General features: G+C 55.6%; 21 protein-coding genes and 1 tRNA gene. 14 read left to right on the top strand and 8 right to left on the bottom strand.

All coding sequences use genetic code 11. The features are described from left to right. Positions 1 to 5: 5 nt before the first annotated feature. The 9 genes from NW211_RS11790 (at position 6) to NW211_RS11830 (ending at position 9798) form a co-directional block, all read left to right on the top strand. Positions 6 to 1100, top strand: a complete 1095-nt coding sequence (locus tag NW211_RS11790; protein WP_087409166.1) for a glycosyltransferase family 4 protein — start codon at positions 6 to 8, stop codon at positions 1098 to 1100. 126 nt (positions 1101 to 1226) lie between these two features. Beyond that, positions 1227 to 2252, top strand: coding sequence for a polysaccharide biosynthesis protein (locus NW211_RS11795; protein ID WP_258327949.1), 1026 nt, complete (start codon positions 1227 to 1229; stop codon positions 2250 to 2252). Between the two features lie 8 nt (positions 2253 to 2260). Next, the gene (locus tag NW211_RS11800; RefSeq protein ID WP_258327950.1) at positions 2261 to 3406 is read left to right on the top strand and encodes an NAD-dependent epimerase/dehydratase family protein; all 1146 of its coding nucleotides are present in this window, start codon (positions 2261 to 2263) and stop codon (positions 3404 to 3406) included. 19 nt (positions 3407 to 3425) lie between these two features. Beyond that, positions 3426 to 4559, top strand: a complete 1134-nt coding sequence (gene wecB, locus NW211_RS11805) for a non-hydrolyzing UDP-N-acetylglucosamine 2-epimerase (RefSeq protein ID WP_258327951.1) — start codon at positions 3426 to 3428, stop codon at positions 4557 to 4559. A 13-nt stretch (positions 4560 to 4572) separates the two neighbouring features. Continuing rightward, complete coding sequence (locus tag NW211_RS11810) at positions 4573 to 5787, top strand: glycosyltransferase family 4 protein (RefSeq protein ID WP_158096871.1); 1215 nt, start codon at positions 4573 to 4575, stop codon at positions 5785 to 5787. Then, entirely contained in the window at positions 5784 to 6176 is a 393-nt protein-coding gene (locus tag NW211_RS11815) for a WbuC family cupin fold metalloprotein (protein WP_258327952.1), read from the top strand. Before NW211_RS11810 ends, NW211_RS11815 begins: the two co-directional genes overlap by 4 nt. A gap of 192 nt (positions 6177 to 6368) precedes the next feature. Beyond that, positions 6369 to 8450, top strand: coding sequence for an ATP-binding protein (locus tag NW211_RS11820; RefSeq protein WP_258327953.1), 2082 nt, complete (start codon positions 6369 to 6371; stop codon positions 8448 to 8450). Positions 8451 to 8513: 63 nt separating this feature from the next. Continuing rightward, positions 8514 to 9473 carry a YafY family protein gene (locus tag NW211_RS11825; RefSeq protein WP_258327954.1) on the top strand — a complete coding sequence of 320 codons (960 nt, stop codon included), beginning with the start codon at positions 8514 to 8516 and terminating at the stop codon, positions 9471 to 9473. A gap of 103 nt (positions 9474 to 9576) precedes the next feature. Beyond that, a complete protein-coding gene (locus NW211_RS11830) occupies positions 9577 to 9798 on the top strand; it encodes a DUF6140 family protein (protein ID WP_258327955.1) in 222 nt (73 codons plus the stop codon). 128 nt (positions 9799 to 9926) lie between these two features. Here NW211_RS11830 and NW211_RS11835 read toward each other — a convergent pair. The 8 genes from NW211_RS11835 to NW211_RS11870 all read right to left on the bottom strand — a co-directional run bounded on the left by NW211_RS11835 (position 9927) and on the right by NW211_RS11870 (position 18130). Continuing rightward, a tRNA-Lys gene (locus NW211_RS11835) sits at positions 9927 to 9999 on the bottom strand. A gap of 130 nt (positions 10000 to 10129) precedes the next feature. Beyond that, positions 10130 to 10822 carry an LrgB family protein gene (locus NW211_RS11840; RefSeq protein ID WP_258327956.1) on the bottom strand — a complete coding sequence of 231 codons (693 nt, stop codon included), beginning with the start codon at positions 10820 to 10822 and terminating at the stop codon, positions 10130 to 10132. Beyond that, positions 10819 to 11184 carry a CidA/LrgA family protein gene (locus tag NW211_RS11845; RefSeq protein ID WP_143240964.1) on the bottom strand — a complete coding sequence of 122 codons (366 nt, stop codon included), beginning with the start codon at positions 11182 to 11184 and terminating at the stop codon, positions 10819 to 10821. Before NW211_RS11845 ends, NW211_RS11840 begins: the two co-directional genes overlap by 4 nt. 56 nt (positions 11185 to 11240) lie before the next feature. Then, the gene (locus NW211_RS11850; protein ID WP_258327957.1) at positions 11241 to 13148 is read right to left on the bottom strand and encodes an ATP-dependent DNA helicase RecQ; all 1908 of its coding nucleotides are present in this window, start codon (positions 13146 to 13148) and stop codon (positions 11241 to 11243) included. A 195-nt stretch (positions 13149 to 13343) separates the two neighbouring features. Next, on the bottom strand, positions 13344 to 15065 hold the full coding sequence (gene recJ, locus NW211_RS11855) for a single-stranded-DNA-specific exonuclease RecJ (protein WP_258327958.1): 1722 nt from the start codon (positions 15063 to 15065) through the stop codon (positions 13344 to 13346). 265 nt (positions 15066 to 15330) lie between these two features. Next, positions 15331 to 15843: a GNAT family N-acetyltransferase gene (locus NW211_RS11860; protein WP_258327959.1), complete on the bottom strand. Its 513-nt coding sequence runs from the start codon at positions 15841 to 15843 to the stop codon at positions 15331 to 15333. A 142-nt stretch (positions 15844 to 15985) separates the two neighbouring features. Continuing rightward, positions 15986 to 16906 carry a mechanosensitive ion channel family protein gene (locus NW211_RS11865; protein WP_087409152.1) on the bottom strand — a complete coding sequence of 307 codons (921 nt, stop codon included), beginning with the start codon at positions 16904 to 16906 and terminating at the stop codon, positions 15986 to 15988. Between the two features lie 36 nt (positions 16907 to 16942). Further along, the gene (locus NW211_RS11870; protein ID WP_258327960.1) at positions 16943 to 18130 is read right to left on the bottom strand and encodes a clostripain-related cysteine peptidase; all 1188 of its coding nucleotides are present in this window, start codon (positions 18128 to 18130) and stop codon (positions 16943 to 16945) included. A 116-nt stretch (positions 18131 to 18246) separates the two neighbouring features. On the opposite strand from NW211_RS11870, the gene NW211_RS11875 reads away from it, so the two are divergent. The 5 genes from NW211_RS11875 to NW211_RS11895 all read left to right on the top strand — a co-directional run bounded on the left by NW211_RS11875 (position 18247) and on the right by NW211_RS11895 (position 23952). Next, positions 18247 to 19068, top strand: coding sequence for a lipopolysaccharide assembly protein LapB (locus tag NW211_RS11875; protein ID WP_087409150.1), 822 nt, complete (start codon positions 18247 to 18249; stop codon positions 19066 to 19068). 113 nt (positions 19069 to 19181) lie between these two features. Then, positions 19182 to 20165 (top strand): hypothetical protein, encoded by a 984-nt coding sequence (locus NW211_RS11880; RefSeq protein WP_258327961.1) that lies wholly within the window; start codon positions 19182 to 19184, stop codon positions 20163 to 20165. 64 nt (positions 20166 to 20229) lie between these two features. After that, entirely contained in the window at positions 20230 to 20988 is a 759-nt protein-coding gene (locus NW211_RS11885; protein ID WP_087409148.1) for an RNA methyltransferase, read from the top strand. 3 nt (positions 20989 to 20991) lie between these two features. Next, the gene (radA, locus tag NW211_RS11890) at positions 20992 to 22365 is read left to right on the top strand and encodes a DNA repair protein RadA (RefSeq protein ID WP_087409147.1); all 1374 of its coding nucleotides are present in this window, start codon (positions 20992 to 20994) and stop codon (positions 22363 to 22365) included. Between the two features lie 15 nt (positions 22366 to 22380). After that, entirely contained in the window at positions 22381 to 23952 is a 1572-nt protein-coding gene (locus NW211_RS11895; RefSeq protein ID WP_258327962.1) for an NAD(P)/FAD-dependent oxidoreductase, read from the top strand. Positions 23953 to 23976 lie beyond the last annotated feature (24 nt).

Genomic DNA, 23976 nt, shown 5'->3' on the forward strand with positions numbered 1-23976 from the left:
TACCAATGAAAAATGTCTTGTTTGTAGCTCCAGAGCACAATGTCGGTGGAATATTTTCATGGGCACAAGTTTTTCGAGAGAAATTTCCTCAATCGGAGTATCGTCTTTATTGTGTAGACAATGCACCTGTTCGAGAAAAGAAAGTCTCTTTTTTCGGAAGAGTTGTAACAGGATTGGCTGCATTATTTAGGATTAAGCGCGAGATTAAATCTATACTTGAAACCACTCATATCGACATTATGCACGCAACGACGAGTGGCTCTATGGGCGTTTTACGAGACTGGTGTATTGGACGAATCTGTAAAAAGAGAAAGATAAAGTCCATTTTACATTGTCATTATGGATGTATTCCCCAAACAATAAATAGCCATAGCCTTATTGGTTGGGGAACATTGATGTCGATGAAGCAGTACAATCAAATATGGGTATTGGATCGGAAATCATATCAAATGCTTCAAAAAATAGATACCTTGAAAAACCGAGTACGTTTGACTCCTAATGGTATAAATCTGGAGAATCAGGTTGTGAACATCATACCTAAACAGTATACTCAAGTTGCATTTATTGGTAATTTGTTACCTTCGAAAGGTGTTGGAGAATTAGTCGCGGCAATGATGTCGGTTAATGAAAATATTTCTTTACATCTTGTTGGAGGAGGTGATATGGACTTTATTTCCAAGATAAAGACAATGGCGGGTAGTGATTGGGGAAAACGGATAAAATATTACGGTGTATTACCTAATAAAGATGCCATTGAATTTATGAATCGAATGGATGTGTTGGTGCTCCCTACCTATTACAAGAGTGAGGCATTTCCCATATCCATTCTGGAAGCAATGAGTTTGGGTAAAATGGTTATTTCCACGAGGCGGGCTGCTATTCCCGATATGTTGACAGGAGCAGATGGCAGCTTGTGCGGCATCCTTGTGGAAGAGCGCAATTCAAAGCAGCTGGCCGAAGCTATTGATTGGTGCCATAATCATCCGGTTGAAGCAGATAAGATTTGTGAAAGAGCACTACAAAAGGTTCGGCAAGCATATGACTTGAATACCGTTTATGCAGAATACAGAAAAAATTATAGAGATTTATTGACAGTATGAAAAAGCGTTTGGTTATCTTTGATGCAGTAGCCTCGTTTCTGCATGGATAAGATCCCTTGAAGTATTGGGCGACATATTGTTGAAAATCAAATGAAAATATAAAAGAGGATATTAAAATTATGCATTATGTCTATTTTTAAAGATAAGGTATTGCTCATTACCGGTGGAACAGGTTCTTTTGGTAATGCCGTTTTGCGACGTTTCCTCGATAGCGACGTGCGCGAGATTCGCATATTCAGTCGCGATGAGAAGAAGCAGGACGATATGCGCCATCGGCTGCAAAATCCCAAGGTAAAATTCTATATTGGCGATGTGCGCGACAAGCGCAGTATCGACGGGGCCATGACCGGGGTCGATTATGTATTTTCGGCTGCGGCTTTGAAGCAGGTGCCTTCGTGCGAGTTTTTCCCCATGCAGGCGGTGCGTACCAATGTGTTGGGGACCGAGAATGTTCTCGACTCGGCTATCGAACACGGGGTGAAGAATGTGGTGGTGCTCTCGACCGACAAGGCGGCTTATCCCATCAATGCCATGGGCATCAGCAAGGCGATGATGGAGAAGGTGGCTATCGCCAAGGGGCGTCAGTTGGGCGACTCGGCGACGACTACGATTTGCTGCACGCGCTACGGTAACGTGATGGCGAGCCGCGGTTCGGTCATCCCCTTGTGGATCGACCAGATGAAGAATAATGCCGTGATTACGATGACCGACCCCAATATGACGCGCTTTATGATGACGCTCGACGATGCGGTAGACCTGGTGGTATATACTTTTGAGCATGGTCACAACGGCGACCTGTTCGTGCAGAAGGCGCCGGCAGCTACGCTGGAGACTCTGGCCACGGCCCTGAAGCAGCTCTATGGCAAGGATACGCCGGTGAAGGTTATCGGCACCCGTCATGGCGAGAAGTTGTACGAGACGCTGGTGACTCGCGAGGAGATGGCGCGTGCCGTGGATATGGGCAACTACTTCCGTATCCCGTGCGACAGCCGCGACTTGAACTACGACAAGTATTTTGTCGAGGGCAACAAGGTGGTTTCGCAAATCGAAGACTATCATTCTCACAACACGCATCGCCTCGACGTGGAGGAGATGAAGCAATTGCTGCTCAAGCTCGATCTGGTGCGTGACGATTTGAACCTGAAAGCATAGGAGGGGGTATGATACGAGTAGGAATTACCGGGCAGGCCGGTTTCGTGGGTACACATCTGTACCATACGCTGGGGCTCTGGTCCGAAGTGTTCGAGCGGATACCTTTCGAGGATTCCTTTTTTGCCGACCGGGAACGGCTGGAGGCGTTTGTGCGGCAGTGCGATGTCATTGTGCATCTGGCGGCAATGAACCGTCACCCCGATGCGCAGGTGCTGTATGAGACCAACGTGAAGCTGGTGCGCCAGCTCATCGAGGCGATGGAGTCGACCGGGGTGCGCCCCTATGTGCTCTTTTCGTCGAGTACGCAGGAGGAGCGCGGCAACGAGTACGGTCGCAGCAAGCGCGAGGGGCGTCGCCTGTTCGAGGAGTGGGCCCGCCGTCAGGGGGCCTCGTTCACCGGGCTGGTGGTACCCAATGTCTTCGGACCCTTCGGCCGCCCCAACTACAACTCGTTTATCGCTACGTTTGCCTATAAGTTGACCCACGGCGAGGAGCCGGTGGTGATGCAGGACAGCGAGGTGCATCTCATCTATGTGGGTTCGTTGTGCGAATACATCTGCAAGCGGATCCGCCGTCAGTCCGAGATTGCCGAGGTGGTGGTCGAACGCGACGAAGTGCCCTTCGACTTTGCCATGAAGGTGAGCGAGGTGCTCGACCGCTTCGGCCAGTTCAAGAGCCTCTACCTCGAGCAGGGCATTATCCCGCCGCTCTGTAACCGGCACGAGTGGAATCTGTTCAACACCTTCCGCAGCTACATCGACATGAAGCAGCACTTCCCGGTGCAGCTGGTGCAGCACACCGATGCACGCGGCAGTTTTGTCGAGACGGTGAAGATAGGGGTAGGGGGGCAGGTGAGCTTCTCGACCACGGTGCCCGGCGTCACTCGGGGCAACCACTACCACACGCGCAAGATGGAGCGCTTTGTCGTCATCAAGGGCAAGGCCCGCATACAGCTGCGCCGGGTGGGTACCGACGAGGTGCTCGATTATTACCTCGACGGCGAGCGTCCGGCCTATGTCGATATGCCCGTGTGGTATACGCATAATATATCGAATATCGGCGATGAAATACTGTATGCCCAGTTCTGGATCAACGAGTGGTACGATCCCGACGACGGCGATACCTATTTCGAACCCGTAGAACAAGAACCATGAAACAACTCAATATAAGATTATGAAACCTTTGAAAGTGCTTACTGTGGTGGGCACACGACCCGAAATCATCCGACTTTCGTGCGTGTTGCAGAAACTGGACGCCAGTCCAGCCATAGACCATGTGCTGGTACATACCGGCCAGAACTACGACTATGAGTTGAACGAGATATTTTTCCAGGACCTGGGATTGCGCAAGCCCGACTACTTCCTCAATGCGGCGGGCAACAACGCTACCTCTACGGCCGGGCAGATATTGATCAACATCGACCCCGTGCTCGAGCAGGTCAAGCCCGACGCCTTCCTGGTGCTGGGCGATACCAATTCGTGCCTCTGTGCCATTGCGGCCAAGAAGCGGCACATCCCCATCTTCCACATGGAGGCCGGTAATCGCTGCTTCGACCAACGGGTCCCCGAGGAGAGCAACCGCAAGATTGTAGACCATATCTCCGACATCAACATGACATACAGCAGCATCGCCCGTGAATACCTGCTGCACGAGGGCATCCCGGCCGACCGCGTAATCAAGACCGGCAGCCCCATGTACGAGGTGCTGAACCGCTACCTGCCCAAGATCGAGGCGTCGACCATACTCGAGACATTGGGGCTCGAGCGCGACCGTTACTTCGTGGTCTCGGCTCATCGCGAGGAGAATATCTCGAGCGACCGCAACTTCGGCAATCTGGTGACGATTCTGAACGGCATTGCCCGGGAGTACGGCTATCCGGTTATCGTGTCGACCCACCCCCGCACCCGCAAGCGAATCGAACAGACCGGGGTCGAATTCGACCCCTTGGTGCGGTTGATGAAACCGATGGGATTGAGCGATTACAACAAGCTGCAACTCAATGCCCGGGCGGTCATCTCCGATAGCGGCACCATCAGCGAAGAGTCGTCGATTCTCAACTTCCGGGCCCTGAATATCCGCGAGGCGCACGAGCGTCCCGAAGCGATGGAGGAGGCCTCGGTGATGATGGTGGGTCTCAATCCCGAGCGGGTGATGCAAGGGTTGGCCGAGTTGCAGGACCAGAATCTCGAGCACCGCAACTTCCGCCCGGTAGCCGATTACTCGATACCCAACGTGAGCGACAAGGTAGTACGAATCATCTTATCCTATACCGATTATGTCAAGCGAGTCGTCTGGAGTGAAAGGTAAGCGCTGTCTGCTTTTGACCAACTATTTTTACCCCGAGACCTTCAGGGGTAACGACGTAGCCTTCGAGATGGTGAAGCGGGGCTACGAGGTTACGGTCATCACCTGTATCCCCAACTACCCGCAGGGCCGTTTCTACGACGGGTATGGCATGTGGCGCCGCCGGCGCGAGGTAGTCAACGGGGTGAACGTGATACGCGTGCCGGTCATCCCGCGCGGCAACGGCCGGGCCATACGCATGGTGCTCAACTACGTGTCGAGCCTCTTCTTCACCTTTATCTATACGTTGAGCATCGTGCTCCGCAAGAAGTTCGATTTCATCTTCGTGCAGGAACTTTCGCCGGCCTTTATCGGCATTCCCGCCGTGCTGGCCAAGAAGATACAGCACATACCCATCTACTTCTGGCTGCTCGATGTGTGGCCCGAGAGTCTGGCAGCCGGTGGCATCACCAACAAATACATCATTGGCATCGTCGACAAAATCATGCGCCGCATATATCGCAACTGTCACAAGATCTTTATCGCGGCCCCCGGCGTGCGGTCGCTGTTGCAGCAGCGCGGCGTGCGCAACGACTGCATCGAGGACTTGCCCAACTGGGGTGAAGATGCCTTGCAGGGCGATGAGGTGAGCGAAGATCAGCTGCCCCCGTTGCCCGATGGGTTCCGCATCATGTTTGCCGGGAATCTGGGCGAGGCCCAGAACCTCGAGAACGTGATGCGTGTGGCCGAGCGGTTGAAGGACGACAAACGCATCCAGTGGATTTTCATCGGCGACGGCCGCAAGAAGAAGTGGGTGCAGCAGTTTGTGCAGAGCCGCGAAATGGAAGATACGGTCCATCTCTACAAACGCTATCCGATAGAGTACATGTCGGCCTTTTTCAAGAAAGCCGACATCATGTTGCTCTCGCTCTGCAACAACAACGCATTCAATGTGACCCTGCCGGCCAAGCTGCAGGCCTATATGCTCAATGCCAAGCCCGTGCTGGTGATGGCCAACGGCGAGGCCCAGTCGGTGGTCCGCGAGGCGCGGTGCGGCTATGGTGCCAATGCCGACTCTATCGACAAGATGGTGCGCCTCGTGCTCTCCATTTCGCGGGTCCCCAAGCAGGAGCTCGAGCAGAAGGGGCGCAACGGATACCACTACTACCAGCGCCATTTCAGAAGAGACAAGTGTATGAACGACCTCTTCGGAACCATCGAAAACTACAAAAAGAAAGGAGCTAAAAAATGATTATCGACGAGAAATTGCTCGACCAGGTGACGGCCGAAGCCCAGGCCAGCCCCCGGTTGCGCATAAACTACAACTTTCACGAGACGCTCGACGCCCCTGCGCAACGTCTGCTCAATGCGCTCGAGCCGGGCACGGTGTTGCCCATACACCGCCACATGCACACGGCCGAGACCTATGTCGTGTTGCGGGGCCGGCTCAATGTCGACTTCTACAACGAGGACCGTCAGGTGACGGCCCATTACGAACTCGATCCCACGAAGGGAGCCTATGGCGTGAACATTTCCCGCGGGCAGTGGCACACCATCGAGGTGTTGTGCAGCGGTACCGTCATCTTCGAGGTGAAAGACGGTCCCTACATGCCTCTGGCTCCGGCCGACATACTGGAGTAGGTACCTGGTTACCTATCCCGTTTTCTCCGAGGGCGACCCGTCGGTCTATCTGGCCGACAGGTTGCCCTCGGTGCGTACAGGGATGGCGGTGAAGCTGTTGCCGGGATATGAAAAAATTTCGCATCTCTCCAAACCTATGCTATATTTTGGCATATGTCCATATGTAACTTTGTGGCATAAATTTAGAAAAGTATGGAAAGAACGATGATTCAACTGCTTAAACTGACGGCTTCGAAATTGCACAATCGGAAACTCAAGGGACTTACCGGGGAAGAGCTTTCGGGGTTGTTGGGCGAGGTGCAGGCTCGCTTTCATTTGGATAATGTGGATGAGGCTGTTGTCTTTACGGCTCTTTTTGATTGTGGATGCGGAGGGCGGAAGAACGACTTGAACGACCTGGTCGCTTACTTCGGTTGTACGCTGTTGCAGATGATGGAGTATGTAGTGGCTATCCGGTCGTTGGTTCGAAAGCATCTGGTGGTACAGACCAACAGGAGTGAATTTCGAGTGGTAGAACAGATGTTCATAATACCCGATTATGTAATCGAGTCTATCCTGGAAAACAAGATGCCCCATCCGAAAGAGTATATGCCGGGAAATGCGTTTAATCAATATGACTTTTGCGAGGCGGTCGACACGGTGCTGCAAAATCGAAATTCTTCTGATGTTGATTCTCTGAAATGTATCGAGTTTCTGGAGCGGGATAATGCCGGGATGTCGCTGGTGAAAGAGTTGAAGGGTGTAGTGCCTCAACTGGATGAGCGAGCAATCTTTTATAAACTGTGTTTCGGTTTTACCGAGAATAACAGTTCGGATGTGGATGATATTCTGGAAGATATCTATAAGAACTATGGGGCACGCTTACAGGCAAAGCATGCTTTACTCTCCAGAGAACATCCGCTGGTTGTCGCCGGATTGATGGAGCTGGTAGACAAGGAGTATCTGGAACTTACAACCGCAGGGGAGCGCCTTTTCCTGGGTGAAGATTTTGAGCGGCTCAAGACGAATGTAGAGAGCGATTGTTATGGCTTTGCGAAAATGGTCGAGGAGTATGTCGACCGCTCCAGGCGTGGAACCAAAACCGCGAGGGATACCTATAGAATGGAAGCAAAACTGGTTGCGATGGAGAAGGATAACCATCACATCTCCTGCCTGGCCAAAGTGCAGAACCTGATTGAAGAGCCCGGTTACAGAATCTTGTTCTATCTGGCGTGCGAAGGTTGCATCGATGGATCGGGGGTTGAGCTGCCCATGGTGTTGAATCTTATCTATTCCCCGAAAGATTGCAGTGCCAATTTGAGCCTCTTCAAAAGTGGGTCTCACAAGTTGCAGCGGCTCGATCTGATCGAGATGGTAACCGAGAGCAGTTTCTTCGGGAAACAGACGAAACTGATACTCACCGACCGGGGGAAAGAGCTCTATTTCGGAGAGGATGCCCGGTTTTTTGTGGAGAAGATCGATGACAAGGAGTTGATTCGGGCATCCGGTATTCGGGAAAAACGGCTCTTCTTTTCGCCTGAAGAGCAGGAGCAGCTGTCGCTGGTAGGCAACGTGTTGAACGAAGAGAACTATCGGGCATTGGTCGACCGCCTCGAGGCCAAATTGCTCCCCCGGGGAATCGCCGTCTTGCTGTATGGAGAGCCGGGCACGGGTAAAACCGAGTCGGTCATGCAGTGGGCCCGTCAGTCGGGGCGCGATATTGTGCATGTCGATATAAGCGCCTCCAAGAGCATGTGGTATGGCGAGAGCGAGAAGATAGTCAAGCAGATATTTACCCGTTATCGCAGCATATGCAAGCACTCGGCACAAAAGCCTATCCTGTTGTTCAACGAGGCCGATGCCCTCTTTTCCACCCGCCAGAATCTGACGGGAAGGGGTAGCATCGATCAGACCGAGAATGCCATCCAAAACATTATTCTCGAAGAGATGGAGACGCTCGACGGGATTCTGATTGCGACGACCAATCTGGTCGATAATCTCGACAAGGCTTTTGAGCGGCGCTTCCTCTTCAAGATACGTTTCAACAAGCCTTCGGTCGAGGCCAAGCGAAACATCTGGCTCGACAAACTGCCCGTGCTCACCGACGAGCAGGCTACCCGGCTGGCCGCGACCTACAACTTCAGCGGTGGCGAGATAGACAACATCGTGCGCAAGGTGACCCTGACCGAGGTGGTCGACGGCACTGCCCCCTCGTGGGAGAATCTTATCCGAATCTGTAACGAGGAGAAGATAGGCCGGGGCGGGTCGAGCGGAAAGATTGGCTTCAATCGATAAAGGCTATGCTTGATTTTTTCATAACAAAACCGTAACTTCACCCAATATAATTCATTAACCTCTATGGCAGCTAACAAATTCGGCCGATATATATGGCTGGTCGATCTCATTAAAAATCACCCCCGCATTACCTTCCGGCAGATAAGCGAAGCCTGGGCCGACTCGGGCCTGGGCGACGGCAAGTGCCTCCCGTGGCGTACCTTTATGAACCACAAGGAGGCCATCGAGACCATCTTCGATGTGATTGTCGAGTGCGACCCCAAGGCCGGCTATGGCTACTACATAGCCGACGACGAGCTGCAGGGCAACAACCTGCGCTCGTGGCTCATCGACTCGTATGCCACCCTCAACCAGGTGCAGGCCGACAGCCATTTGCAGAGCCGCATCTCGTTCGAGCAGATACCCTCGGGCAGCCGTTACCTGCAAATCCTCCTGCAGGCGATGCGCAAGAATCGGGTGGTCGAGTTGGAATATCAGTCCTTCAACAAGCCGACTGCCTATACTTTCGAGGTTGAGCCCTATCACCTCAAGGTGGTTCGTCGTCGCTGGTATCTCATCGGGCGCAGTCCTAAATACAACACTATTTACACCTATGCACTCGACCGCATGCTGAGCGTCAAGATTACCGACAAGCTCTTCGATCTACCTGCCGATTTCGACATCGACCACTATTTCGAGGGGTGTGTAGGCATTATGGCCGATGACGATATAGGGATAGACCGGGTAGTCATCAAGACCTACGACTGGGCCCGCTGGTATATCAAGACTCTGCCGCTGCATGCGTCGCAGCGCGAAATAGCCCGCGACGACAAGTCGATTACCTTCGAGTTGCAGGTACGCCCTACCTTCGACTTCATGCAACTGCTGTTGCAGCAGGCGGGGCAGATAGAGGTGGTCGAGCCCGAGTGGGTCAAAAAGCGAATGTGCGAGTTGGCCCGGGAGGTATGGCAACGATACCACCCGACACTCCCGATAGAGGAGGGGATATCTTTGTTGAAACAAGGAAATAAGCCCTTGGAATAAATTTGGTAAAATGCTTTCACCTGTGCTTCGTTCCGGCATATCGGTGGGGTTACCTTTGTCATATCGTTAATCAAAAATGTTTCACTTAAAACGAAAAACCGATATGTCAAGGGTATTTAAAGTAACGCCGAAAAAAATCAAACGGGTAAACGGCACCGTATTGACTCCCGAAATGGAGGTAACCGTAACCACTCAGCTACACACCGCCGATCCGTTCTACAACGGGGCCAAAGAGATCAAAGAGGCGTACATGCGTCTCTATGGATTTGACTATCAAAAGGCCTGTTGCAATAAGTCCGATTTCAACTTTCGGGCTTTGGATTGAGACAGAGGGGATACTCTTTTCAAGCTGGGCGGGAGAACTTACTGCCCCGCCTCGGCGAGAATAATAGGGGACTTTTAAAAAGCGACACTCCGGTAATCGGTCGATTATCGGAGTGTCTGGCTTTTCGGTGATCCGCCTGGGGCTCGAACCCAGGACCCCAACATTAAAAGTGTTGTGCTCTACCAGCTGAGCTAGCGAATCTAACCTTGGTGCTTTTTGTAAAAGCGTTGCAAAGATAGCGCCTTTTATTGGAATATACAAGGGTTAGCCCCAAAATATTCTATTTATTTTTCGCTCTGGGGCCCATGACTCACGGTCGTGGGATTGATTGTCAGCGCATGAGGGTCTCGAACACCGGGATGAGGAGCGAGGTGATGACACCCATCAGACCGATGGCCAAGCCACTGATGGCACCTTCGACGGCTCCCAGCTCGATGGCGCGGGCGGTACCCAGTCCGTGGGCGGCCGAACCCAGAGCCAGACCGCGGGCTACGCGGCTGTTGACGTGGCAGCGGTCGAGTACGGCCGGGCCGATGATGCCGCCCAGCAATCCGCAACCAAATACGATGACGGCCGTGAGCGAGGGGATGCCGTGCGAATGCTCCGAGAGAGAGATGGCGATGGGTATCGTAACCGACTTGGGTTGCAGCGACGAGGTGATGGCTTCGTCGACTCCCATTATGCGGCAGATGGCGATGACACTCACGATGCCCACGATACCTCCGGCAAAGACGGCCGTGAGCACGGGAATCTCTTTGCCCCGTATCTGCTCGATCTGTTCGTAGAGTGCATATCCCAGGGCAACGACCGAGGGGCCCAGCAGAAAGCTGATGAAGCTGCTGCCGGCGCAGAAGGTGTCGTAGTCGATGTCGAGCAGCGAGAGTAGCGCGATGATGAGCACCATAGCTACCAGCAGGGGGTGAAAGAGGGCGATATGTTTTTTCTGATGCAGTTTGCAACCGGCCAGATAGCAGCCCAGAACCAGCAGCAGGATGAAGGGCGTGGAGGAGAATATGGCGTTCATTGCTCAACCCCTCCTTTCTTGCGCGACAGTTTGCGGTCGAGATGCTCTTCGGTGACTCCTACCACGATGATGACCAGCAGTGTAGTCACTACCGAGACGGTGAGCAGGACCACCCAGTTGCTCATGAGTATCTTGTACTCGTGCATGAGTCCGATGCTGGCGGGGACGAAGAAGAGGGCCATGTTGCGGGTGAGGGCCGAGGCGGCCTTGTCGACGTCGCGCGGACGTACCCACTTGAGGGTGAGTGCCAGGAACAGCAGTATCATGCCGCACACGCTGCCGGGAATGAGTTTCCCGATGAGCAGGCTTACCATCTCTCCCAGTACATAGAAGAGCATGATGTAGCAAAAACCTTTAATCATTTTCTTAAAACCTTACTTGTTAATACCTAAATACCTAAATCTTTTTTTATCTCTTTTTATTCCTTGTTTCTATAATGAATTTCGTCTTCGCAGACGACGAATCCTTCATCTCGCAGGAAGCGCAGGGCTTCGATCACTTCGTCCTCGGGATAGGGGAGCGAGTCGACTATCCGGTTGCGGCTCACGGTGTCGGTGCCGATTACCTGCTGCACGGCCCGGGCTATCTGTGCAGGGCGCTGTATCGAGGGGCGCTCGTGTTTGCGCCGTTCGATGCAGTTGTCGCAACAGCCACACTCGTAGTCGCTTTTCTCGCCGAAGTATTCGAGCAGCATCTGTTGCCGGCAGCGGGTCGAGGTGGCATAGGTAATCATGCTCTCGATGCGGTCGGCCATGCGTTTGCGTCGCTCTTCGTAGGCCTCGCGGGTGATGTGCACGTAGCGGGGTTCCATGCGTTCGCGGGTGTAGACGATGTAGGGGGTGCGCCGCCGGGGCACGTAGTGGAGCACATGCAGACGGTTCAGCTTGAGCAGTGCTTCGTAGACGGCATGCTGGTCGATGCCGAGCCGCTGGGCCAGCAGATCTTCGTGAATGTATATGTAGTCGGCAAAGAGCCCGGTGTAGGAGCGCAACAGACATTGCAGCACGCGGTCGGTCTGCGGGTCGCAGTCGCGCAGGTTGTAGAGCTCCTCCCGGTGCACCAGAATCATCACGCGTGAGAGGGTGTCGGTCTCTTCGATAAACTCGATGTAGCCCGATATGGTGAGTATCTTCAAGGCATTGAGCACCGGCGTGGCGGTGTAGTTGAAGGTGGTGCAGAAGCGCTTCAGGTTGAACTCGAATATCGAATCCATGCCGCAACCGAGGGCAATCTCGAGGAAGTTGCTCACCCGCTCGTAGACCTTCAGCACAAACTCCTTGTCGGGAAACTCCTCGGTGAGTCGCTTGTGCAGGTTGGCCTTGTCGCGCCGGGCATAGAGCAGCACGGCGTAGGCGCGGGCCCCGTCACGACCGGCCCGGCCTGCCTCCTGAAAATACTCTTCGGGAGCGTTGGGCATGTCGAGATGCACCACCACCCGCACATCGGGCTTGTCTATACCCATGCCGAAGGCGTTGGTCGATACCATCACCCGCGTCTCGTTCTCTTTCCACCGGCGCTGCTTCTCGTTCTTCTCCTCCTGTCCCAGACCGGCGTGGTAGTAGTCGGCCGAGATGCCGGCCCGCGTCAACGCCTCGGCCACCTCTTTGGTGCGCTTGCGGTTGCGCACATAGACGATGGCGCTGCCGGGCACCCGGGTGAGGATGCGCAGCAGTTGCTGCATCTTGTCCTCGCCCTGCCGCACGACATACGAGATGTTGGGGCGGGTGAAGGGGGTGCGGAATACGCGCCCGTCGTGAAAGTCGAGTTTCTGTTGTATATCCTCGGCCACGCGCGGAGTAGCCGTGGCGGTGAGTGCCAGCACGGGAACGTGAGGCAGGGTGTGGCGTATCTGGGCAATCTTCAGGTAGGCGGGGCGGAAGTCGTAGCCCCATTGCGAAATGCAGTGTGCCTCGTCAACGACGATAAACGAGACCGGCAACCCCTTGATGCGGGCCGTGAAGAGCTCGGTGTCGATGCGTTCGGGTGAGATGTAGAGAAACTTGAATCGTCCGTAGAGGCAGTTGTCGAAGGTGACCACCATCTCGCGGCGCGACATGCCCGCGTGGATACAGGCGGCTCGTATGCCCCGGGCGCGCAGGTTGTCGACCTGGTCTTTCATCAGGGCCACGAGGGGAGTGATGACAAGGCAGAGCCCTTCGCGACAGAGGGTGGGTACCTGGAAGGTGAGCGACTTGCCCCCGCCGGTAGGCATGAGTCCCAGCGTGTCGTGTCCGTCGAGCAGCGAGGTGATAATCTCCTCTTGCATAGGGCGGAAACGGTCGTATCCCCAATACTTCTTCAATATTTCGTAGATAAGCTCTTGCATGCCTTTCCTTGAAAATCGACTGCAAAAATACAATTTTATCTATTACGATATAGAAATCGGGTGACGAAAATTGGAGCAAAGCCGCAAATCGGTAGGGGTCCTGGCATGATAGCGGAAGCCGATAAAAACAGCAGAGGCACGGTATCCGGGTCGGTTGCCGTGCCTCTGCCGTGATGCGGTTTAGCCTCCGCTCGGTTATTCCGAGGGGCGTATATCTTTGATAAAGAGTTGTATCGATCCGCTGTTGTGGGTATTCTCTTCGATGGTGTAGCAGATGTCGAACGGTTTGCCTGCCTTGATGTGGTCGAAGTGACGGCTCATGTTGAAGGCGATGCCGTTCATGATATTCTTGGACTTGCTATCGACCAACTCCAGTTTCACGTGTTCGTTTTTCTTGCCCACGAGCCGGCTCGTGCCATAGTCGGTCACGTGCCGGGTGCTGAAAATGGGCTTCTGGTTACCGGGTCCGAAGGGGTTGAATTGCTTGAGCAGCGCGAAGAACTCGGAGGTGATTTCGTTGAAGTCGATTTCGGTGTCGATGTCGATTTGGGGTTCCATCTGTTCGGGCAGGATGTGTTTGGCCACATGCTCCTCGAAGCGGGCGGTAAACTCCTTGATGTGCTCCTCCTTCATCGAGAGCCCCACGGCGTAGGTGTGGCCGCCGAAGTTCTCGAGCAGGTCGCGGCACGACTCCACCGCCTTGTAGATGTCGAATCCCTGTACCGAGCGGGCCGAGCCGGTAGCCAGTCCGTCGGAGAGAGTGAGCACCACGGCCGGGCGGTAGTAGAGTTCGGTCAGGCGCGAGGCCACGATGCCGATGATGCCTTTGTGCCAATCCTTGTTGTAGATGACAATCGATTTGCGGTGGTTGATGTCGACATGCTCTTCGAGTATCTTGCTGGCCTCTTCGGTGATGCGCTTGTCGAGCTCCTTGCGGTTCTCGTTGTACTGGTCTATGTTCTGGCTCTTTTCGAGGGCGCCGGCCATATCTTTGGCCACCAGCAGGTCTACCGCCTCTTTGCCCGACTGCATGCGACCCGAGGCGTTGATGCGGGGCCCGATTTTGAAGACGATGTCGCTGATGGTGATGTTTTTGTTGTTCAGTCCGCACACCTTCAGGATGCCGCGCAGTCCCATGCTGGGGTTGGAGTTGAGCCGCTTGAGGCCGTGATAGGCCAGGATGCGGTTCTCGCCGGTGATGGGCACGATGTCTGAGGCGATGCTCACGGCCACCAGGTCGAGCAGCGGTTCCAGGTCGGCGGCTATGTCGATGCCGTTGTTCAGGGCAAAACCCTGCATGAACTTGTACCCCACGCCGCAGCCCGACAGATGTTTGTAGGGGTAAGTCTCTCCCTCGAGTTTGGGGTTGAGGATAGCCACGGCGTCGGGCAACTGGTCGTCGGGCATGTGGTGGTCGCAGATGATGAAGTCGATGCCTTTGCTCTTGGCGTATGCAATCTTCTCCACGGCCTTGATGCCGCAATCGAGGGCGATGATGAGCGTGATGCCGTTCTGGGCGGCATAGTCGATACTCTTGTCGGAGATGCCGTAACCCTCGTCGTAGCGGTCGGGGATGTAGTAGTCGAGCCCCGAGTAGAAATTCTGCAAGAACTTGTATACCAGCGATACGGCCGTCGTTCCGTCCACGTCGTAATCGCCATAAATCATAATTTTTTCTTTACTCCCTAATGCGCGGTTGAGCCGAACTACCGCTTTCTCCATATCTCGCATGAGGAACGGGTCATGCAGATCGGACAGTTGGGGTTTGAAAAACTTCTCCGCTTCGGCGACAGAAGTTACCCCTCGTTGAGTCAGTAGTTTACAGAGCGCAGGGACCCGTGGGTATCGGGCCTCTAATCTCTGGGCTATCTGTTGTTGGTTGGATGTTAGGGGTAAGTAATTCCATTTACTTATCATTTATATTTTTTTTATTTTTTATCGCTCTCGGTTCCCGCAGCGACCGGCTGTTAAAAGTCCGACAGCCCGATGGTGTCCAGCGGGAAAAATGGACCTCGGCCAAGCTATCTGCCTTGTCCACATTTATATAGCAATGAGCAGGAGATGTAATTGCTTACAGACAGTCCTTTTTCACCTCATTATTGGCGTAAAGTTATAAAAAGACATTCAATGTTGAACCGCTTTTGCGTATTAAAATTGTAAATCTTCAAAATTTTAACGTCCTTTATTCGGTTCGGTCGGGGGCGGCTTGTGGAGCCAGCAGCAACTCGTAATCGACCACGTCGAGCCATTGGTCGAATTTGTAGCCTACCTCTTTGAAGAGCGATACCTGTTCGAACCCGAGCCGCAGGTGGAAGGCGCGGCTGGCCTCGTTGTTGCCGGTGATGCAGGCAATCAAGGCCCGGAAGCCCCGGCGGCGGCACTCCTCGATGAGGCGGAGCATGAGTTGCCGGCCCAGTCCCTTGTTTTGGCCGAGCGGCGACAGGTATACGGTAGTTTCGAGCGTGTGGCCGTAGGCGGCCCGCTCTTTCCAGGGGTGGGCATAGCAGTATCCGACTACGGTGCCCGCCTCTTCGGCTACGAAGTAGGGGTAGTGGTCGGCGATGTGGACGATGCGGTCGCGCATGGCTTCGGGGGTGAGCGGTTCGGTCTCGAACGAGATGGTGCTGTGCAGTATATATTCGTTGTAGATGGCCGTAATGGCGTCGGCATCGTGTGGGGTAACCTCGCGTATCATCGTATCGTCTCTTTTTTAGGGCACGAATATACGAATAAACGGCCGACCGTTGTATACGGGTGGGGGCTATTTCCTTGAAAAAAACGGGAGGCAACCATCTTGCAGGTTGCCTCCCGGGGATAATGTGTTTGTGTCGTACCGGTTATTGGTCGATCATGTGCACATCGACTTGCGGGTAGGGGAAGTGCAGGTTGTACTTCTCGAACTGTTTGTATACCTGCTCGTTGAAATCGTAATAGACACCCCAGTAATCGCTGGCGGCAGCCCAGGCGCGAACGGTCACCTCGACGGCGCTGTCGGCCAGGCTGCTCAGAGCCACGAACGGGGCCGGTTCGGTCAGTACCCGTTTGTCGGCCGCGAGCAGTTGCAGGATGACCGTGCGGGCCGTGTCGAAGTCGTCGCCATAGGCGATGCCTATCTTCCAGTCTACGCGGCGGCGCCCCTCTTTCGAGTAGTTGTTGAGGCTGCCGGTCGAGAGCCCGCCGTTGGGTATGATGATGGTTTTGTTGTCGGGTGTGTTGAGTATGGTGTTGAATATCTGTATCTCCTTGACGGTACCCGAGTAGCCTTGCGCCTCGATGAAGTCGCCCACCTTGTAGGGCTTGAAGAGGAGAATCATCACCCCGCCGGCAAAGTTTTGCAGCGTGCCGCTCAGTGCCATACCTACGGCAAGACCGGCCGAGGCAAAGATGGCCAGGAACGAGCTGGTGTTGATGCCCAGGATACCGATGACGATGACGATGAGGATAAGCATGAGTATGATGCGGATGAGGCTCAGCAGGAAGGTGCGCAGCGAGAGCTCCACGTTGCGGCGGACGAAGGCTTTGGCCACGAAGCTGTGGATGCGGTTGATAATCCACTTGCCGATAAAGAAGACGGCCAGAGCGATGGCTACCTTCACCAGACCGTGCAAAATGGCCGAGATGGCTTGCTCCATGAATTGTTCGAACGAAAGCGACGAAAGCGACGAGAGCTTTTGTTGCCAGGTTTGGGCTACCTCTTCGGGAGCCGGCAGGTCGGGCGTTTGTGCCCACAAGGTCAATAGCGAATTGAGAATAGACATACGTAAAATATAGGGTTAATGGTTTTTATTGGTTTCTTAATTGGCAATCGGGTAGACCTGTTGGTACCAGTCGAGGGTGGTGTAGTAGCTGTCGAGGGTTGCGTCGCCGCTTCCCAAGGCATAGGTGCTCAAGCCACAGTGCGTGTTGACGGGCACTGTTTCCAGAATCGAGGGGGTAGCCGCCCGGTAGATTACGGTAGCGGCCAGGGCCTGGTCGAGCAGGCTCATCTCGTCGGCCGTAGCAATTTTCGACAGGTAGTCACGCAGGTCGAAACAGATGTAGGGCCGTTGGCGGTCGAAGTGCTGTATCTGGGTGAGGTCGGGGGCGGCCTCCTCGCTGTGGGCTGCGAAGATGGTGCGTGTGGCGTCGGCCAGCACCTCGAGTTTGCTGCAGTCAATCAGGCTGGTGGTAGCTGTCCGATAGGCCCCCGAGAGTCCGTCGTAGTAGGTATAGATGGCGTGGCACACGCTGCTCAGGTCGAGCCGGTAGTCAAAGAGCAGGGGGATGGTGAGCGTATAGGGCATGCCGGTCCCCATCACCTCGGCAGCCGAGCCTATGTAGTAGTCGGTCTTGTTGCGCAACTGGTAGGCGCACTCGACGCTGCCCATAAAGCAGACGTCGGTGAGGATGAACCGGAACCGATGGTCGGGCAGGGCCCTGGCCAGTTCGTCGAGCTCCATGTAGTTTGAGCCGTCTTGCCCGAACGAGCGGGTAAGGGGGCCTGTCCACCGTTTGCGCGAGAGGGCCAACGATGAGTTGCCCGGCACCCATCCGGTGCTATGCGACCAGAGTATCAGGCCATACTCCGAGGCGGGGAACAGCTCGATGGTCTCGTCGACGATTGCGCTCAACACTTCGCCGGTGGCCGAGTTGCGGTTGGGGTACTCCCTCACAATCACCTTTTGGGCCTGCCCCGAGGCATCGCGCTTTATCTGAATCAGTTGCGGATTGGTGTCGCCACCGTCGCGATAGATAATCAGATTGCCGCCGTTCAGTTCGCCGGCCTGGGCCACCTGCAGCATTTCTTTGATGTTTTGCGTGTCATACCCGTAGTAGCCCAGGCTGTTGTCGGAGAGCATGTAGACCAGCACCGTGCGGTCTACGGGGACAGGCTCGGGCTCGTCGTCTTTGCAGCATGCGGTCAGAAGCGAGGCGACGGCTACCAGCAAAAACAGATCCCAAAGGCTCGGGCGGAAAAGGAATATTGTATCGAATCTCTTCATAATTCGCAAAAATAACAGAAATTTTTTCAAGGACTGTTTTTTTTGAGTACTTTTTAGAATCCCGGAGTGGGAGAATAAGGTCTAAACCTGTACCTTTGTTAGGTAAAATATCGGGTATGAAAAAACTTGGATTTCTGTTTTTGATTCTACTCTTGCCTTTGGGGCTGTGGGCGCAAAGCTATTACCAGTGGGTCGAGAAGGCCGACAGTTGCATCAAGGCCAAGGATTGGGCCGGGGCCGAGCATGCCCTGCTGAGTGCGTTGCGTACCGAACCGGCCAACGGCCAGAACTCGCTGCTGATGTCGAATCTGGGCACCGTGCAGCGCTATGCCGGCAAGTACGACGAGGCGCTCAGAAGCTACTCCAATGGTCTGCTGATGACCCCCAACTCGGTCACGCTGCTGCGCAACCGGGCGGCCCTCTATTCCGAAATCGACAGCATCGACTTGGCCTATAACGACTACAGCCAGATATTGATGATCGACGACTCCGACGAGGATGCCCTCTACCAGCGGGGACTTATCGAGCTGGGGCGGGGCGATACGATTTCGAGCCGGGCCGACTTCGAGCGGCTGCTCAAAATCAATCCCGCCAGTGCCAACGGTCGCATCGGCTTTGCTTCGCTGCTGAAGGTGATGGGCTACTACCCCGAGGCCATCGAGGTCTATTCGCAGGTCATCAAGTTCAACCCCGAGAAGGAGATTCTCTATGTGGGGCGGGCCGAAGCCTACCTTTTTGCCGGGCAGTATGCCAAGGCCGACAAGGATATAGAGAAGGCCATGGAGCTCGACCCCGACGACCCGGTGGTCTATGTGTTGCGGGCGTTGGGTAAGTTGGCCCGGTATGAACGGGAGTCGGCCAAGGCCGATTTGAAGCGGGCTGTCGAGCTGGGGTACGACCGGGAGTCGGCCGAGCAGTTGCTCCGGCAAGAGGAGTAGCGGGTAGGTTCGTCTGTTTCGTGCAGGAGGCAGACCCTGATTGCCGCCGAAAGAATGTAAAGATTTTTTCCCCACCTATTGCGCCGACGAAAGAAAATGCGTACCTTTGTTGTATGATTGAACTGGCGCGTCATATTGAATATTTGTTGCTGCACAACGACCGGGTTTCGGTGCCCGGGTTGGGTGTGTTTACGGTTACTTACCGCGAAGCTCGACTGCTGCCCGACGGGAGTTCGTTTTTGCCCCCGGTGCGGAGTATCGGGTTTCTCCCCGGCGAGACAGGCGACGACGAGCGGTTGCTCCGCTCGGTGATGCGTGCCGGTTTTCTGTCGAACGACGAGGCTCGCGAAGCCCTCGACGGCGAGGTCGGCTCCATTCGCCGGGCCATCGAGGCCGATGGCGAATATCGGTTGGGTCGGCTGGGCCGTTTCGTACAGCGCGACGGCGGGTTGAGTTTCTGTGCCGATGAGGCCAATTTTGTCGAATATCCCCGGTTTGGGTTTGCCCCGGTCGAGGTGAATCTGCTGGAAGAGCCCGAGGTCGAAAACGAAGTGGCCGTGGTCGAAGAGGCGAAGACTCCCGACCGCATCTACATTTCGTTCCCGCGTCGCACGTTGCGGGCCGTGGCTGTAGCTGCGGCGGTCATCGTTTTTCTGCTGATGTTGTCGAAGCCCGTCCATACACCCGATACCACCGTCAACTACGCCGGTTTGCTCTCGGCCGAACTCTTCGGTACGGCCGGCGATACGGCCCAACTTCTCGACGAAGGCGACGTGCCCGACACTCGGGCCGAGTCGCAGCAAACTGCTCCTGCCGCCAAGGAGACGACGGTCATCACAGCCGATGCACCCGCTACTGCCGATACCTATTACATCATAGTTTCGTCGCTTCCCTCCAAACGATTGGCCGAGAAACAGATTGAGTGTTTCCGCCAGCAGGGCGTTGCGTGCGACCTGCACATCTATGAGACGGCGCGGAAGTCGCGGCTCTATGTGGCCTCGTTCAACGATTTCGAAGAGGCTCGTCAATACCTCTCGCAACTGGTCAAGGAGCAGCCCCTTTTTGAAAATGCCTGGATTATGAACGCCCGGGATTGAGGGGCGTGACGCGTGGCTGGGCTCGGTCGGGGGGCTCTATTGTTATCGAATTATCGGATAAGCGATGCTTAGTAAAAATCAAATCAAACGCATACAATCGCTCGCCCGTAAGAAAGGACGGCGCGACGAAGGCTGTTTCATAGCCGAGGGTCACAAACTGGTCGAGGATACCTGGGCGGCCTTCGAGTGTGACACGCTGCTGGCTACCCGCCGGTGGATCGATGCGCATGCCCGCGCGTTCGACCGGCCGGCGCAGGAGGTGACCGAGCAGGAGATGGCGAAGGTGTCGCAACTCACGACCCCCACCGACGTGATGGCCATCTACCGCATACCCCGCTATCGGCTCGATGTGGAGGCCCTGCGCCAGGAGCTGGTGCTGGCTCTCGACACCGTGCAGGACCCTGGCAATCTGGGTACAATCGTGCGCCTGGCCGACTGGTTCGGCATCCGGCACATCGTCTGCTCGCCCGAGACGGCCGACCTCTACAACCCCAAGGTGGTACAGGCCACGATGGGGGCCTTGGCCCGGGTGCGCCTTTACTATACCCCGTTGGCCGATTTTCTCGGTTCGATGGACCGCACTACGGTCTATGGCACCTTTCTCGACGGGGTCGACCTCTATCGTTCAACCCTGACTCCCCGGGGTGTCATCGTCATGGGCAACGAGGGCAACGGCATATCGCCCGAGCTCGAGCCCTACATCGGGAGCCGTCTCTATATCCCCAGCTATCCGGCTGGACAACCTACCTCCGAATCGCTCAACGTCGCCATGGCGGCAGCCATTACCTGTGCCGAGTTTCGCCGGAGGCAAATCGTTTCGTAAAATATGGCAAAGACAAAATCGGTTTACTATTGCAATAATTGCGGGGCCGAGTCGGCCAAATGGATAGGCCGTTGTCCCGTGTGTGGCGAATGGAATACCTACGTCGAGGAGGTGGTGAGCACGAAGCCTGCCGCCTCGTCGGGTAGCGGATACAGCCTCTCGGGTGAGAATCGGGTGCGTCCGCAACGCATCGACGACATACAGGTGACCGAGGAGTCGCGCATCGACCTGGGAAACGGCGAACTCAACCGGGTGCTGGGCGGCGGTCTCGTGCGCGGGTCGCTGGTGCTTATCGGTGGCGAGCCGGGCATAGGCAAGTCGACCCTTATCCTGCAAACCGTCCTGGGGCTGAAAGGCTATAAAATATTATATGTGTCGGGCGAGGAGAGTGCCCGCCAGTTGAAGCTGCGCGCCGAGCGCATTGGCGGCAGTGCTCCCGACTGCTATATCGTGTGCGAGACTTCGCTCGAAGATATTTTCGTACACATCCGCAACGTCGACCCCGACATCGTGGTCATCGACTCGATACAGACCATCGCCACCACGGCCATGGAGTCGTCGCCCGGCAGTGTAGGGCAGGTGCGCGAGTGTGCCGCCTCGCTGCTGAAGTTTGCCAAGCAGACCAACACGCCGGTGCTGCTCGTGGGGCATATCAACAAAGAGGGGAGCATTGCCGGCCCCAAGGTGCTCGAGCACATAGTCGACACGGTGCTGCAGTTCGAGGGCGACCGGCATTACATGTACCGCATATTGCGCTCGATCAAAAACCGTTTCGGCAGCACGTCGGAACTGGGCATCTACGAGATGCGGCAGAACGGTTTGCGCGAAGTCTCGAACCCCTCGGAGATGCTGCTCACGCAAGACCACGAGGGGTTGAGCGGTGTAGCCATCGCCGTCACCATCGAGGGGGTGCGCCCCTTCCTGATCGAGACGCAGGCTCTGGTGAGCACCGCCGCATACGGCACGCCCCAGCGGTCGGCCACGGGTTTCGACCTGCGGCGCATGAACATGCTGTTGGCCGTGCTCGAGAAGCGGGTGGGGTTCAAACTGGCTCAGAAAGATGTATTCCTCAATATCGCGGGCGGCATCAAGGTGAACGACCCGGCCATGGACCTGGGGGTCATCAGTGCCATCCTCTCGTCGAACATGGATATGGCCATCGAGACCGGCACCTGCATGACCGGCGAGGTGGGCCTCTCGGGCGAGATACGTCCCGTCAACCGCATCGAGCAGCGCATCCTCGAGGCCGAGAAGCTGGGATTCAAACGCATGCTTATCCCGCAGAACAACATCAAGGGTTTCGACACCTCGAAGCTCTCCATCGAGTTGATTCCGGTGCGCAAGGTCGAGGAGGCCTTCCGTCAACTCTTCGGATAAAACAGAAAGAAGATTATGATTCAGGAATTGCAATTACGAATTTTGCCCGAGCAGGCTGCCAACGAACAGAATATAGCGGCCTATGTGGCTCGTGAGCAAGGAATAGATATACGCACGGTGAAGAGCGTGCGGGTGCTGAAGCGCTCGATCGACGCTCGCCAGCGCACCGTTATGGTCAATTTGAAGGTGCGCCTGTACATCAACGAGTTCCCGCAGGACGACGAGTTTCCCCGCATCGACTATGGCGATGTATCGGGTAAGCCGCAGGCAGTGGTGGTAGGAGCCGGCCCGGCCGGATTGTTTGCCGCCCTGCGTCTGATTGAACTGGGGGTGCGCCCTATCGTGGTCGAGCGGGGAAAGAACGTGCACGACCGTCGCAAGGATATTGCCCGCATCAGTCGCGAGCAGCGCATCGACCCCGAGTCGAACTACAGTTTCGGCGAGGGTGGGGCAGGTGCCTTCTCCGACGGCAAGCTCTACACCCGCAGCAAGAAGCGGGGCAACGTAGACCGCATTCTGCAAATCTTTTGCCAGCATGGCGCTTCGGTATCGATTCTCTCCGATGCTCATCCGCATATCGGCACCGACAAACTGCCCGCCGTCATCGAGCGCATGCGCAACCGCATCGTCGAGTCGGGGGGCGAAGTCCACTTCGAGACCCGCATGGATAACCTCATAATCGAGGGCGACGAGGTGCGGGGCATCGTCACGGCCGACGGGCGGGAGTATACCGGCCCCGTCATTCTGGCCACCGGCCACTCGGCCCGCGATGTCTACTACATGCTGCACGACAAGGGGGTAGAGCTCGAGGCCAAGGGTATCGCCGTGGGTGTGCGTCTGGAACATCCCCAGCAACTCATAGACTCCATACAGTATCACAATCCACACGGCCGGGGCAAGTACCTGCCGGCTGCCGAATACAGTTTTGTCACCCAGGTGAACGGGCGGGGGGTCTACTCCTTCTGCATGTGTCCCGGCGGCTTTGTGGTGCCGGCCGCCAGCGGGCCCGAACAGATTGTGGTCAATGGCATGTCGCCTTCGACCCGCGGTTCGGTCTGGGCCAACTCGGGCATGGTGGTCGAGCTGCAGCCCGAAGATTTTGCCGACCGCTTCTCGGCCTATGGCGTGTTGGCCGGCATCAAGTTTCAGGAAGACCTCGAGCGTCAGTGCTACCTCAACGGCAACTGCAAACAGACGGCTCCCGCCCAGCGTATGACCGATTTCGTGAACCGCCGCAACTCCTACGACCTGCCGCGCTCTTCCTATTCGCCGGGGCTTATCGCCTCGCCGTTGCACTTCTGGATGCCCCCCTTCATCGTCACCCGTTTGCAGGAGGGATTCAAGCACTTCGGCAAGGTATCACACGGGTTCCTCACCCGCGAGGCGGTGATGATTGGGGTAGAGACCCGCACCTCGTCGCCGGTACGAATACCTCGCGACCGCGAGTCGATGACCCATATTCGCCTGCAAGGGCTCTATCCCTGTGGCGAAGGTGCCGGATATGCCGGCGGCATCGTGTCGGCCGCCATCGACGGCGAGCGTTGTGCCGAGGCGTTGGCCCTTCGACTTACCGGTAAACCTGCATAACCCGCCGCGTGTTGTATATACGTT

This window comes from Barnesiella sp. ET7 (assembly GCF_024733785.1).
Lineage (GTDB): Bacteria > Bacteroidota > Bacteroidia > Bacteroidales > Barnesiellaceae > Barnesiella > Barnesiella merdigallinarum.